Genomic DNA, 13,253 nt, shown 5'->3' with positions numbered 1-13,253 from the left:
TATTATTCTTCTATATTTCCGTCACCGTAATCATCATAGTCATCATCTAAGCTGTCATAATCGAAATCGTCATATTCTGATCCGAGTTCTTCTATGGTTGCCTCACCGTCATCACCCTGCTTTTCTGCGTGATAACCTGCGTTCTTTAATTCATTTTCTTCATCACGGCTACTTCTCTTATAACCACCATCATCAAGAACCTTCTTGAAATCTGTAACTTCATATTCTGAACTTTCAAGAAGCTTAACTTCGTTATTGTCCTGATCAAGAACTCTTACATCAAGAGCAAGTGACTGAAGTTCCTTAAGGAGAACCTTGAATGATTCAGGAATTCCTGGTTCAGGAATGTTCTCACCCTTAATAATAGCTTCATATGTCTTAACTCGACCAACAACATCATCAGATTTAACAGTAAGGATTTCCTGAAGTGTATAAGATGCACCATAAGCTTCAAGAGCCCATACTTCCATTTCTCCGAATCTCTGTCCACCAAACTGGGCTTTACCACCAAGTGGCTGCTGAGTTACAAGTGAGTAAGGACCAGTTGAACGAGCATGGATCTTATCATCAACAAGGTGATGGAGCTTTAAGTAGTGCATGAAACCGATAGTAACCGGACTATCGAAGTATTCACCTGTTCTACCATCGCGAAGTCTTACTTTACCATCTCTTCCGATTGGAACGCCCTTCCATTCAGCTCTGTGAGCTCTGTTATCTGAAAGGAACTGGAATACGTCATCTCTTAAAAGATCCTTGTATTCAGCAGTAAATGTTGTCATATCAGCAGGATATTCTTCACCATTAGCTTCTGCATCTGCCTTTTCGCGTGCAAGCTCTTCATCATCAAATGGATGATTAGCATAAGCATTGGCCATATCAAGTGTATCCATAATATCATTCTCGTTAGCTCCATCAAAGATAGGTGTCGCTACGTTAAAACCTAATACTTTGGCAGCAAGGCTTAAGTGAATTTCAAGCACCTGTCCAATATTCATACGCGAAGGCACACCAAGAGGATTAAGTACAATATCAAGTGGACGGCCATTAGGAAGAAATGGCATATCTTCTACTGGAAGAACTCTTGAAACGACACCCTTGTTACCGTGACGACCAGCCATCTTATCACCTACAGAAATCTTTCTCTTCTGTGCGATATAGATACGGACATTCTTGTTAACACCTGGAGCTAATTCATCTCCATTTTCTCTTGTAAATACCTTAACGCCTACAACGATACCATAAGCACCGTGTGGAACTTTAAGTGATGTATCTCTTACTTCTCTTGCCTTCTCACCAAAGATAGCTCTAAGAAGTCTTTCTTCTGCTGTAAGCTCTGTCTCACCCTTTGGAGTAACCTTACCAACAAGGATATCACCGGCTCTTACCTCAGCACCGATACGGATGATACCATCTTCATCAAGATCCTTAACTGCATCTGAACCTGTAGAAGGTAAATCTCTTGTGATTTCTTCTGGTCCTAACTTAGTATCTCTTGCTTCTGTATCATATTCTTCTATATGAATTGATGTATAAACATCATCTCTTACTAATCTCTCACTAAGAAGTACAGCATCCTCGTAGTTGTAACCTTCCCAAGTCATAAAACCGATAAGAGGGTTCTTACCAAGGGCAATCTCACCATTAGATGTTGAAGGACCATCTGCGATAACATCTCCTGCCTTAACCTCATCACCCTTAAATACGATAGGTCTCTGGTTATAGCAGTTACTCTGGTTACTTCTTGAGAACTTTGTAAGCTTGTACTCGTGAACCTTTCCACTTGTCTCTTTTACAAGAATTCTGTTAGATTCTGATGAAAGTACAACACCATCTTCTTCTGCAACTACACATACACCTGAGTCACATGCTGTCTTATTCTCTATACCTGTACCGATTACTGGTGCTTCTGTCATAAGAAGAGGCACCGCCTGACGCTGCATGTTAGAACCCATAAGGGCACGTGTACAGTCATCATTCTGAAGGAAAGGTATCATAGATGTAGCCACTGAGAACACCATCTTAGGAGATACGTCCATAAGATCAATCATACTCTTATCGAATTCTGATGTTTCTTCTCTGTAACGTCCTGATACTGTATTCTTAACGAAGTAACCATTCTCATCTATCTCTGCATTAGCCTGTGCTACATGGAAATCATCTTCCTCATCTGCTGTGAAGTAATGTACTTCATCTGTAACTCTAGGATTCTTAGGGTCTGTCTTATCGATTATACGATAAGGTGCTTCGACAAATCCGTACTCATTAATTCTTGCATATGAAGCAAGTGAGTTAATAAGACCGATATTAGGACCTTCAGGTGTTTCGATAGGACACATTCTACCATAGTGTGTATAATGTACATCTCGAACCTCGAAACCTGCACGATCTCTCGAAAGACCACCAGGACCAAGTGCTGAAAGACGTCTCTTATGTGTAATCTCAGATAATGGGTTATTCTGATCCATAAACTGAGAAAGCTGTGAACTACCAAAGAATTCCTTGATAGCTGCTGTTACAGGCTTGATATTAATTAATGACTGTGGTGAAATACCGCTTAAGTCCTGAGTTGACATTCTTTCACGAACAACTCTTTCCATTCTTGAAATACCAATTCTGAACTGGTTCTGTAATAATTCACCAACAGCTCTTATTCTTCTGTTACCAAGGTGATCGATATCATCCTTGTATCCAATGCCATACTCAAGATGCATATTATAATTAATAGAAGCAAGAATGTCTTCTACTGTAATATGCTTCGGCATAAGGTCTGCTGTATTCTTAGCAATAGCATCCTTGATATCATCAAGTGACTCATTATCAGCTAAAATCTGTGCAAGGACCGGATAATAAACAGCTTCGTTAATTCCTAATTCCTTAGCTTCTTCTGTTGTGATATCTACCCACTTAGTGATATCTACAGCAAGATTAGAAAGAACCTTAACTGTTCTCTTAGTAACCGCACCTTCTGCACCCTTTAATTCAGCAGCAATAAATACCGCTGAAACAGCTGCATTCTGAATCTTCTCAGCTGTTTCTCTTGTAAGCTTATCACCAGCATTAGCAAGAATTTCACCATTGCCATCTACAACGTCTTCTGCAAGAATGTGTCCTGCAATTCTGTTTCTGAATGAAAGCTTCTTATTAAATTTATAACGGCCTACTCTTGCAAGGTCATATCTTCTAGGATCAAAGAACATACCAGAAATAAGTGCTTCTGCACTCTCTACTGATAATGGTTCTCCTGGTCTTAACTTCTTATAAAGTTCAAGTACACCTTCCTGATAGTTAGTAGATGTATCCTTCTCCATTGTTGCAAGAAGCTTAGGCTCTTCACCAAATATGTCAAGAATCTCTGCGTTAGTACCAAAACCAAGTGCTCTTATAAGAACTGTAATAGGTACTTTCTTATTACGATCAACCTTAACATAGAATACATCGTTAGCATCTGTTTCATACTCTAACCACGCACCTCTGTTAGGAATTACTGTTGAACTGTAGAGGAATATCTTTCCATACTTATCCTTCTGTATATCATAATAAATACCAGGTGAACGTACCAGCTGGCTGACAATAACTCGTTCTGCACCATTAATCACAAATGTACCGGTCTTAGTCATTAAAGGAAGGTCACCCATAAAGATTTCATGTTCGCTTATATCTTCGCTCTCTTTATTATGAAGTCTTACACGTACCTTAAGTGGAGCTGCATATGTAGCATCCCTTTCCTTGCACTCTTCTATAGAGTACTTTCTCTCTTCCTCACATAATGCAAAATCAACGAATTCAAGACTGAGCCTTCCGTTATAATCTGCAATTGGAGAGATGTCGCTAAAGACTTCCTTTAAGCCTTCATTTAAAAACCACTGGTAAGAATCTTTTTGTACTTCAATAAGGTTAGGCATCTCAAGAACTTCTTTCTGTCTTGAGTAACTCATACGCATCGATTTGCCTGACTTTACTGGACGTATTCTGTTTTTCTCCATTGACGTTTCACCCCTTAGTTTTCTTTACTTTACATTAATTTATTACATTATCGATATGCGTGCAAATACTATGCACACCATACCATAATAGTGCATTATTCATAGTAACAAAAAAAGTTCCAGCTGTCAATACAACAACTGGAACTTTTTCATATTTTATATAATATACCAAATATGCTTTAAAAAATCAAGTGATTATTCAGCATACCGCAATATATTAAAAATTCTGTTCATATATGCTATGCCATACGGCATATATATGTCAAGCAAGTATCAAACTGACAATCTGAATTACTTAAGAGTAACCTTAGCACCTTCAGCTTCAAGCTTCTTCTGGATTTCTTCAGCTTCTTCCTTAGAAGCACCTTCCTTAACAACCTTAGGAGCGCCATCAACAACTTCCTTAGCTTCCTTTAATCCAAGACCTGTGATTTCACGAACAACCTTGATAACCTTAACCTTGTTAGCACCAGCTTCTGTAAGTTCTACGTCAAATTCTGTCTTTTCTTCAGCTGCTGCACCTGCTGCTGCACCTGCTGCTACAACAACACCTGCTGCTGCAGAAACACCAAATTCTTCTTCACATGCTTTAACTAAATCATTTAATTCTAATACTGATAAACCTTTAATAACTTCGATAATTTCCTGAGTAGTCATTATTATAATCTCCTTTTTAATAGTCTTTTAATTAAGTTTCGTGGCAGGCTGACATAGTCACACCTGTCCGTCAATAATCATACTGATTATGCCGCGTAATTATGCAACCTCTTCGTTCTTCTCAGCAATCTGCTTAATAACACGAGCAAAGTTTGTAATAGGTGACTGGATGCTTCCAAGGAACTTAGCAAGAAGTTCATCTCTTGAAGGAATGTTAGCAATAGCTGCGATTCCAGTAGCATCATAGTAAGTACCTTCAACAACACCACACTTAAGTTCAAGCGCATCTGCTGTCTTAGCAAAGTTAGCTAAAACTCTTGCTGGAGCTGTAGCATCTTCCTTGCAGATTGCAATAGCGTTAGGTCCTTCAAGAACTTCTGCCATTGGCTCGAACTCTGTACCTGCAATTGCTCTCTTTACTAAAGTATTCTTATAAACCTTGTAAACGACACCAGCTTCTCTTAACTGCTTACGAAGCTGTGTATCCTGCTCAACAGTTAAGCCACGGTAGTCAACTACCACAACGCCCTGAGCGCCTTCTAAGCTTGCTTTGATTTCGTCTACGATAGGCTGCTTAAGTTCTACTTTTGCCATGAATATTTACCTCCTGTTAGATTATATCTGTCGCCAGATAATATTCTGCCCAGACGTACATGTATCAGGCTCATTCAACAACAACCATAACACTTTAAGTATTATGCTTCATTGCTCTAACAAAAAAGTCCTTCTATCTATAAGACAGAAGGACTGAATAAACTGATAATCAATGCTTTACGCATTAAGTCTGTCCTCGGTAGGCGTATTACCTTTAACCCTTTCGGGACCTGCTGTCTTAGGCAAAATGTGAAATCACTTTCACTTTAATTATATTATGAAACCATCGCATCAATCTGATAAAGATTATAAATCTATATCCAAATCAACCAGATAGTAACACAAACATTGATAGTATACTATCATAATATATTGGTTGTCAACCGTTATTCACAAAGAATATATTAATTCTTCGTAATATTGCGTTGTATAACCCAAATCCTGCAATAAGCTAATCCATTCATCAGCTTACATATGATTAATTAATTATAATTAACCAACGTACTTAGCTGTGCTAACCTTTACACCAGGACCCATAGTAGCTGTAAGAACAACACTCTTTAAATACTGTCCCTTAAGTGAAGTTGGTTTAGCCTTAACGATTGCATCCATAATAGCCTGGAAGTTGTCTGATAACTGCTCCTCTGTAAATGAAGCCTTACCAATTGGCACATGAATGATATTTGTCTTATCAAGTCTGTATTCGATCTTACCAGCCTTGATATCATTAACAGCTTTTGTTACATCCATTGTAACTGTACCAGCCTTAGGGTTTGGCATTAAGCCCTTAGGTCCGAGTACACGTCCTAAACGACCAACAACGCCCATCATATCAGGTGTAGCAACTACTACATCAAAATCAAACCAGTTATCATTCTGGATCTTAGGAATTAATTCCTCGCCACCAACGAAATCTGCTCCTGCTGCTTCAGCTTCTTCAGCCTTAGCACCCTTAGCAAATACTAATACCTTTACAGTCTTACCTGTTCCGTGTGGAAGAACAACAGCTCCTCTGATCTGCTGCTCAGCGTGACGTCCATCACAACCTGTTCTGATATGAGCTTCAATTGTCTCGTCGAACTTTGCAACTGCACTCTTCTTAACTAAAGAAACAGCTTCAGTTGCTTCATATAATGTCTGGCGGTCAATGTTCTTGGCTGCCTCAACGTATTTCTTTCCTCTTTTCATTATATAAACCTCCTAGTGGTATTATCGGAAGGATTTCATCTTTCCTCCCACATATTGAACAATCCCGAGATTAATTCTCAGCCACATGTTCTTCTATGAAAATCAACAAATTATAAAATAAAATCTTGTCTAAATGTCTTTAAAGACCTTTAGCAATCTTTATTCAAAGCCTCGTTATAGAATTAGTCTTCTACAACAATACCCATACTCTTAGCAGTACCTTCGATCATTGAAGTAGCTGCTTCGATTGTAGCTGCATTTAAGTCTGGCATCTTAAGTTCAGCAATCTTCTGAACTTCTGCTCTCTTAATTGTAGCAACCTTATTCTTGTTAGGCACGCCTGAACCTGACTTAATATTGCAAGCCTTCTTAAGAAGAACTGCAGCAGGTGGAGTCTTTGTGATGAAGCTGAAACTTCTATCAGCATAAACTGTGATTACTACAGGGATAATTAAGTCGCCCTGATCTGCTGTCTTTGCATTAAACTGCTTTGTAAATTCTACAATGTTAACACCATGCTGACCAAGTGCTGGACCAACTGGTGGAGCTGGTGTAGCCTTGCCGGCAGGAATCTGTAATTTAATATAACCTGTTACTTTCTTTGCCATTGTGGCACCTCCTAAATATAATGTGGTTTATGGCGGCTTTAAAGCCTCCCACTTCTTGTAAGACCTAAATCTTACAGTAATTTCACGTCTGTGAAATCAATCTCGACCGGTGTTTCACGACCGAACATCTCAACATTAATTGTAACACACTGCTTGCCTTCATTAATGCTGACAATTTCTCCTACTGTATCCTCCCAGGCACCTGAAAGAATCTTGATTTGATCGCCTACCTTACCAGCAAACTCAACTACTGGCTTAGCTTCTTCATCATCAGAGCTGATTCCGAATGATCTTATCTCAGCTGGAGATAATGGTACTGGTTTAGATCCAGGACCAACAAACCCTGTTACGCCCCTGGTGTTTCTGACAACATACCAGCTGTCATCATTCATCACCATCTTTACAAAGACATATCCAGGAAACGTCTTCCTCTGAACCGTCTTCTTCTTGCCGTCCTTAACTTCCACTACTGTTTCAAGCGGAACAAGAACTTCAAAAATCTGGTCCTGAAGATTTCTGTTTTCAACAGTTTTCTCGATATTAGCCTTAACCTTATTCTCATATCCTGAATAAGTATGGGCAACATACCATTTTGCTTCGTCCATCTGATCACCTTTTCCTTACTTTACAATGAATTCAATTCCAAAGCGAACAATCAAGTCCACAACTGAAATAATTACACCTAATAATACGGATACAACCAATACAGCGATGGTTTCCTTTGTAAGTGACTTCTGGTCTGGCCAAATAATCTTAGAGAACTCTGCCTTTAAGCCCTTGAACCAGCTCTTTTTCTGTTTTTTTGTCTTAACAGCTTCACTCATCTTAATACCTCACTGATACCAATTACTTTGTTTCCTTGTGTAATGTGTGTGACTTACAGAACTTGCAATATTTCTTTGTTTCCATTCTGTCCGGATGAGCTTTCTTTTCCTTAGTCATGTTGTAATTGCGCTGTTTACACTCAGTACATGCCAATGTTATCTTTACTCGCACAACTTCCACCTCCAATTATTTATTTTGCAGGTGTTATTAACACCAATTGGTTTTTCTTTAATACCTGAACTGTTGGGTAAGTTTCGGGCATAAAAAAAAGACCGCTTCCATAGCCAGCCTAATATAACATATTTTTTGATATTTCGTCAACCAGATTTTTATAATTTATACATTATTTATATAAATATTTTCAAAAAACCTTAAACATTCTACTATATGTATATTGCAAAATCAAGCCATTCCTTATAAAATATAATAAAGTTTATGGATATAGCAAATGGAGTTACTGTATCTGCAACTGATGACAGTTAAAGTTATATATTTATGTGTTTTATATGTAATTATAGTAATATATTAAATATTTTGTGACGATACACATTATACCAATTATACATACAGACAGGGAGGTGACTGTTATGATTAGTAGTGTATACAGCTATTATTTATCCCAGTACGGGAACAAATCTAATTCCAAGTATGACTCACATACAAGAACTCAGCTTAAGAACACATATAGCAAGGTTGTTAAGATTAACAGCCAGACTCCTGTGTACAAATTAGACTTATCAACTGCTGCCCAGAAATACGCCATTGATTTAAAAGAACATGCAAGAGCGTTAGAGAATATTACTGAGGATTTATCTGACGGTGCTGATGGTACAATGACATTTAAGAAGTCTGCTGTATCAAGCAATGCTTCTGCCGTCAATGCCAGTTACATTACCGACTTTGGTGCAGCATCAGATGATGAAAGCTTTGATATAAATGTTAAACAGTTAGCCTGTTCACAGCTTAATACAGGTAACTACCTACAGCCACGTTCAAAGCATATAAAACCTGGCGAATATTCTTTTGATTTATCAATCAATGATGTTATATATGAGTTCCAGTTTAAAGTGGACAACTCCGAGACAACTAATAATATACAGAACAAGATTGCAAGACTTATCAACCGCTCCAACATCGGACTTACAGCTAATATCAAGGAAGATAGTCTAGGCAATACAGCTATTAATATTGAATCAGAATCAACCGGCATTAATGGAACAACTCCTGTTATATTCTCCATAAAGTCAGATGATGCTAACAACCAGCTGCTCATTGATACTCTTGGACTTGACAGGGTTACACAATATCCATCCAACGCCATATTTGATGTTGATGGTGATGAACGCTCATCTATGAGCAATTCAATAACAATCAACAAAGCCTATGATGTCAAATTATCAAAGGTAACCGAAGAACCTGTAACAATAAGCCTCAAGGCAGATGCAGACTCTATTGTGGAAAGTCTTAACGAACTTGTAGCTGGTTACAACAACCTTATCTCTGTTACTAATGATGAGAATAATAATCATTTTCAGGGAACAGAAAAGCTCCAGAATGAAATCGCATCAATTGCACGCTCATACAAGAAGCAGCTTGCAGACAGCGGACTTTCGCTTAATAAAGACGGAACTATAAGTGCTGACAAGGAAGTTATTATTAACGCTGATAATAAAGACGCCTTAAGCCACATTTATGAAAGCCTTAATTCGTTTAAGAATTCCATTAAAGAAAAGGCTGAGAATATTGCACTCAACCCTATGGACTATGTCAACAATAAGATTATTGCATACAAGAATCCATTAAGGTCATTCCCTGATCCTTATAACCTTTCGGCTTATACCGGAATGATGTTTAACGGATATATTTAGACTTATAAGACAAGATGTGTTTACAGCAACCGTGTTTGACAAAAATTGTTATAGGACAAAATGTGTTGATAGAAACCATATCTGGAAGAACATATAAATAACCCCTGTTATAGAAGAAAACAACAATTCATTATCTGCTGTTTTCTTCTATAACAGGGGTTTTATCTTTTATTAAATTACATATATTATATATCAGGGCGTATTGAACTGGATTAATCTATCAATACATAATCCATCAATATATTCTATTACTTGCAGACAGCCTCAGCACAGTCCTTAAACTGTGCAATGAATGCTCTTACCTTTACAAGAGCATCAGCCTTAGCTGAATCATCACTTAACTTTAATGCAGCTGATAACTCTTTAACAGCATTATTACCATCAGCCTCATCTACTGCCGGCTGCACACCTGCTGTTAAATCTCTTGTTGCATTATACATCTCAAGAGCTACATTAACTCCGTCAACAGTCATTCTAAGATACTCATCTGTATCATCCTTCTTGTCGCCTTTAAGTTCTGGAACAACTGTATCTATACAGTGAAGTACATTTGTGCAATATCCTTTTGCTTCATTTAATACTTCTAACTGTTCTTTCTTCATATCCTCCATGACATTACCTCTCATCCTTAATTAGTCTAATAAATATATCGGCACTCACCGCATTTACTTAACACCTTACTTTTCATTAGCAATAAGTGTTTCTATTGAATTCTGGTCAATATCTCCATTATCCATTCTTGGAAGTGGTGCTTTGCTTATGATTGTCTTCTGGATTTCCCAACGGTAACCCTTCTTTTCGTTATATTTATTAATAAGCCTCACAAATCTTTCTTCTCTTACATCTTTATCTATTGGCACAATAACTGCTGTAAGCTTGTCATCATATAAAGTAACATAGCTTTCTGCAACTCCATCCAGTGCACTAATCTGCCTTATTGTAACCGTCCTGCTTATCTTCTCTCCTGTTGGAAGAAGAATAATCTCAGGGTTACGTTTTAAAAGTACAAGACGCCCTTTATCATTAATTCTTCCTATATCACCTGTATGATATACTCCGCCCCTGATGACACGCTTAGTATATGCCTCATCTTTATCGTAACCTTTCATAACGCAGTCACCACTTACCACAATCTCACCATCAGCTTCAATTGCAACCTTAGAACTAGCAAATATCTTGTAAGTGCCATCCATAGTATCATTAATTCCAATACATCCTGACACCTCTGTCATTCCAAATACATTGTATACCTTCAAATCCCTGTCCTTTAACGCCTCAAATAATCTGAACGGACAGCTTGCACCTCCTATAATTATAGTCTTAAGATTTTCATTAAGTGCTTTTATTCTCTTCAGATATTCAATCATAGATGGTGTTCCAGGCAGGATTGTAGGATTGTAATAATAAGTATCTGCATCTATATGTCTTAAGCCTCTTCCAATACATACACACGCACCATTATGGATTGGCCATATAAGACTGTATATATATCCAAATATATGATGAAGTGCAATCTGTGCAAGCACCTTATCCTCTGGTGCACACATACAACATTCATTAACTGCACTTACTGTATTAAGTATATTGGAAACTGTAAGCACAACCGCCTTGTCACACTCCTGTGGAACGGCTGTAAGCATAAGAATATTGCCCTCTTTTACATTTTCTTCATTATATATAAGGCCATTTACCTCATCCTTCTCCGCATCAGTTATTATAATTGCCTCATTGTCTGCAAGTATATACTGGTTAGTAGATGATAAAATATAATCAACACCAACCTTCTTTAATATATCATTTCTTGTATTCTGGGGAAGAAAAAAATCAACAAGCATAACGTCCTTACCAGCAAGGATTGTTCCAAACATATTAACTATCCATCTGTATGAAGCTGGTCCATATATTGCAATCCTGCTGCCCTCAAACCTCATAAGATGAAGTGCTTTCTTATATGAGTCCTCAAAAAGCTTCTGATAAGTAACCGTCATCGTGTCATATATAATCGCCTCTTTATCCGGATACTTCTCAGCATTGTATTTTAACATCTTATAAAATGAATTAATCTTATCCATATAATTTCTCCAATCGCATAATATTGGTGTCACATTGATATTATACTCTTTAGGTGACATAAGCCGCAAGCACAAACAATGCACATATGCAAAAATGTATATCTAATTTCTTAATATACTATCAATTCTGTCTTTCACCTTAAAGTTCTCTTTAACCTTTTTATAGCCATTATCCGCAATCCATAATCTTTCATCTTCATTATCAAGATAATACTGTACTTTCGCTATAAGGTCTTTAATATCCTCATATACCACAAGATCTTTTCCCGGCGTAAAATATTCCATTATCTCTGCCTGGTAGTTAGTTATAAGAAATCCCTTGCAGGCAAGTACGTCAAGCACACGCAGTGGAATTCCTGACTGTATTATCTTAAGCGATATATTAAGGTTAATCTTTGCATTATAAAATGCTTTGGGCATCTGGGAATAATAATCAATATATCCCCTATTATTGACATTATTTAATCTTTCATCCACATCTGTAGAATATAGATTAACATTGCACCTGTTCTGCAAAAGTGCAAGTGCCATAACCCTCTCCCTGCTTGTAACCTCTGTTGCCAGTGCATATGTAACCTCCGGCTTAATAACCGAATAACTGCCATTGGATACATTGGCAAAATTCTCATTAATATGCTTCATTATATTATCATTAATGCAGTCATCTATAATATATCCTCCATACAGCTTTTGCTGTGTTTCAACAATACCTTCAAGATAACCTTTCATATATACATCCTGATAATTACTTATATAAGAATAGTCCGATTTATACAATTTTCCAACAAATGCAACATCACACGCATAATTATCATCTTTAGCTAAAGCCGGCCGAAATGTATCTATATCAGCCGCCAGCGGCAAATGCTTCGCCCCTGCTACTCCATTTTCCATATAATGCTGTGCCTGTATTCTGTCAAAGAAATAAATTGTATTACACTTATTCTTTAATACCTCTGTCCTTCTTATATTGATAGGGCAGTCATACACCCACGAAATATAAGGAAGCTTTAATCTATTACACAAGTCCGAGATAACCGGCGAGAAATTAACTGAAAACACACAGTCGTATACATTCTTGGACACCGCTATATATCTGTCAAGACTACTCTCAAGTTCACTGTCATTATCCCAGTCTTTCATCGTGTAATAAAATGTATCATATTCTATATTAAGTTCCTTTAATGCTGCCTCTATGCCCTTCTGCATAAATGCATCCCATTGAAAAAATAGTACTTTCACAGCACATCTCCTCTGCCGATATAATAATTACCTGAATTATAATATATTACACCACTTATTAGCAATCAATAACAGACTTATGTCCGAAATATTCAAAACCATTCCAACTGATATATGCAGGTATAATGAGCACTAATGTGCTCATCTTAAAAGTTCCTTACGGAACTTTATATGCGCTGAATAGCTGCGCAAAATTTATGATATAATATGACTACT

General features: G+C 37.4%; 12 protein-coding genes and 1 other annotated feature. Of the genes, 1 reads left to right on the top strand and 11 read right to left on the bottom strand.

Annotated features, from left to right (window positions below; translation table 11 throughout):
* Nucleotides 1-2 precede the first annotated feature (2 nt).
* From rpoB to rpmG, 8 genes are all read right to left on the bottom strand, one after another.
* Nucleotides 3-3,983 carry a DNA-directed RNA polymerase subunit beta gene (gene rpoB / locus BM157_RS06570; RefSeq protein WP_090140419.1) on the bottom strand — a complete coding sequence of 1,327 codons (3,981 nt, stop codon included), beginning with the start codon at nucleotides 3,981-3,983 and terminating at the stop codon, nucleotides 3-5.
* A gap of 291 nt (nucleotides 3,984-4,274) precedes the next feature.
* Nucleotides 4,275-4,640, bottom strand: a complete 366-nt coding sequence (rplL, locus tag BM157_RS06565) for a 50S ribosomal protein L7/L12 (RefSeq protein ID WP_022501275.1) — start codon at nucleotides 4,638-4,640, stop codon at nucleotides 4,275-4,277.
* 99 nt (nucleotides 4,641-4,739) lie between these two features.
* Nucleotides 4,740-5,234: a 50S ribosomal protein L10 gene (gene rplJ, locus BM157_RS06560; protein ID WP_022501276.1), complete on the bottom strand. Its 495-nt coding sequence runs from the start codon at nucleotides 5,232-5,234 to the stop codon at nucleotides 4,740-4,742.
* Nucleotides 5,235-5,346: 112 nt separating this feature from the next.
* Nucleotides 5,347-5,495, bottom strand: a sequence feature (ribosomal protein L10 leader region).
* A gap of 231 nt (nucleotides 5,496-5,726) precedes the next feature.
* Nucleotides 5,727-6,422 (bottom strand): 50S ribosomal protein L1, encoded by a 696-nt coding sequence (rplA, locus tag BM157_RS06555; RefSeq protein WP_022501277.1) that lies wholly within the window; start codon nucleotides 6,420-6,422, stop codon nucleotides 5,727-5,729.
* 182 nt (nucleotides 6,423-6,604) lie between these two features.
* On the bottom strand, nucleotides 6,605-7,030 hold the full coding sequence (rplK, locus tag BM157_RS06550) for a 50S ribosomal protein L11 (RefSeq protein ID WP_022501278.1): 426 nt from the start codon (nucleotides 7,028-7,030) through the stop codon (nucleotides 6,605-6,607).
* 71 nt (nucleotides 7,031-7,101) lie between these two features.
* On the bottom strand, nucleotides 7,102-7,635 hold the full coding sequence (nusG, locus tag BM157_RS06545; RefSeq protein WP_022501279.1) for a transcription termination/antitermination protein NusG: 534 nt from the start codon (nucleotides 7,633-7,635) through the stop codon (nucleotides 7,102-7,104).
* 15 nt (nucleotides 7,636-7,650) lie between these two features.
* Nucleotides 7,651-7,854 (bottom strand): preprotein translocase subunit SecE, encoded by a 204-nt coding sequence (gene secE / locus BM157_RS06540; protein WP_022205588.1) that lies wholly within the window; start codon nucleotides 7,852-7,854, stop codon nucleotides 7,651-7,653.
* A 22-nt stretch (nucleotides 7,855-7,876) separates the two neighbouring features.
* Complete coding sequence (gene rpmG, locus BM157_RS06535; protein WP_012738549.1) at nucleotides 7,877-8,026, bottom strand: 50S ribosomal protein L33; 150 nt, start codon at nucleotides 8,024-8,026, stop codon at nucleotides 7,877-7,879.
* 416 nt (nucleotides 8,027-8,442) lie between these two features.
* Between rpmG and BM157_RS06530 the strand changes: the two genes are divergently transcribed.
* Complete coding sequence (locus BM157_RS06530; RefSeq protein ID WP_318255844.1) at nucleotides 8,443-9,723, top strand: hypothetical protein; 1,281 nt, start codon at nucleotides 8,443-8,445, stop codon at nucleotides 9,721-9,723.
* A 248-nt stretch (nucleotides 9,724-9,971) separates the two neighbouring features.
* Here BM157_RS06530 and BM157_RS06525 read toward each other — a convergent pair whose 3' ends face one another.
* From BM157_RS06525 to BM157_RS06515, 3 genes are all read right to left on the bottom strand, one after another.
* Entirely contained in the window at nucleotides 9,972-10,334 is a 363-nt protein-coding gene (locus BM157_RS06525; protein ID WP_055177086.1) for a hypothetical protein, read from the bottom strand.
* 66 nt (nucleotides 10,335-10,400) lie between these two features.
* Nucleotides 10,401-11,795, bottom strand: a complete 1,395-nt coding sequence (locus tag BM157_RS06520; RefSeq protein ID WP_318255843.1) for a class I adenylate-forming enzyme family protein — start codon at nucleotides 11,793-11,795, stop codon at nucleotides 10,401-10,403.
* Nucleotides 11,796-11,897: 102 nt separating this feature from the next.
* Nucleotides 11,898-13,037 (bottom strand): CgeB family protein, encoded by a 1,140-nt coding sequence (locus tag BM157_RS06515; RefSeq protein ID WP_090140410.1) that lies wholly within the window; start codon nucleotides 13,035-13,037, stop codon nucleotides 11,898-11,900.
* Nucleotides 13,038-13,253: the final 216 nt, after the last annotated feature.

This window comes from [Lactobacillus] rogosae (assembly GCA_900112995.1).
Taxonomy (GTDB): domain Bacteria; phylum Bacillota; class Clostridia; order Lachnospirales; family Lachnospiraceae; genus Lachnospira; species Lachnospira rogosae.
Note: the sequence above shows the minus strand (reverse complement) of the source record. Positions and strands in the feature narration are given on the sequence as shown.

Coding starts and splice junctions, on each gene's coding strand:
- rpoB (WP_090140419.1), bottom strand. CDS start 3,983: ATGGAGAAAAACAGAATACGTCCAGTAAAGTCAGGCAAATCGATGCGT.
- rplL (WP_022501275.1), bottom strand. CDS start 4,640: ATGACTACTCAGGAAATTATCGAAGTTATTAAAGGTTTATCAGTATTA.
- rplJ (WP_022501276.1), bottom strand. CDS start 5,234: ATGGCAAAAGTAGAACTTAAGCAGCCTATCGTAGACGAAATCAAAGCA.
- rplA (WP_022501277.1), bottom strand. CDS start 6,422: ATGAAAAGAGGAAAGAAATACGTTGAGGCAGCCAAGAACATTGACCGC.
- rplK (WP_022501278.1), bottom strand. CDS start 7,030: ATGGCAAAGAAAGTAACAGGTTATATTAAATTACAGATTCCTGCCGGC.
- nusG (WP_022501279.1), bottom strand. CDS start 7,635: ATGGACGAAGCAAAATGGTATGTTGCCCATACTTATTCAGGATATGAG.
- secE (WP_022205588.1), bottom strand. CDS start 7,854: ATGAGTGAAGCTGTTAAGACAAAAAAACAGAAAAAGAGCTGGTTCAAG.
- BM157_RS06530 (WP_318255844.1), top strand. CDS start 8,443: ATGATTAGTAGTGTATACAGCTATTATTTATCCCAGTACGGGAACAAA.
- BM157_RS06525 (WP_055177086.1), bottom strand. CDS start 10,334: ATGGAGGATATGAAGAAAGAACAGTTAGAAGTATTAAATGAAGCAAAA.
- BM157_RS06520 (WP_318255843.1), bottom strand. CDS start 11,795: ATGGATAAGATTAATTCATTTTATAAGATGTTAAAATACAATGCTGAG.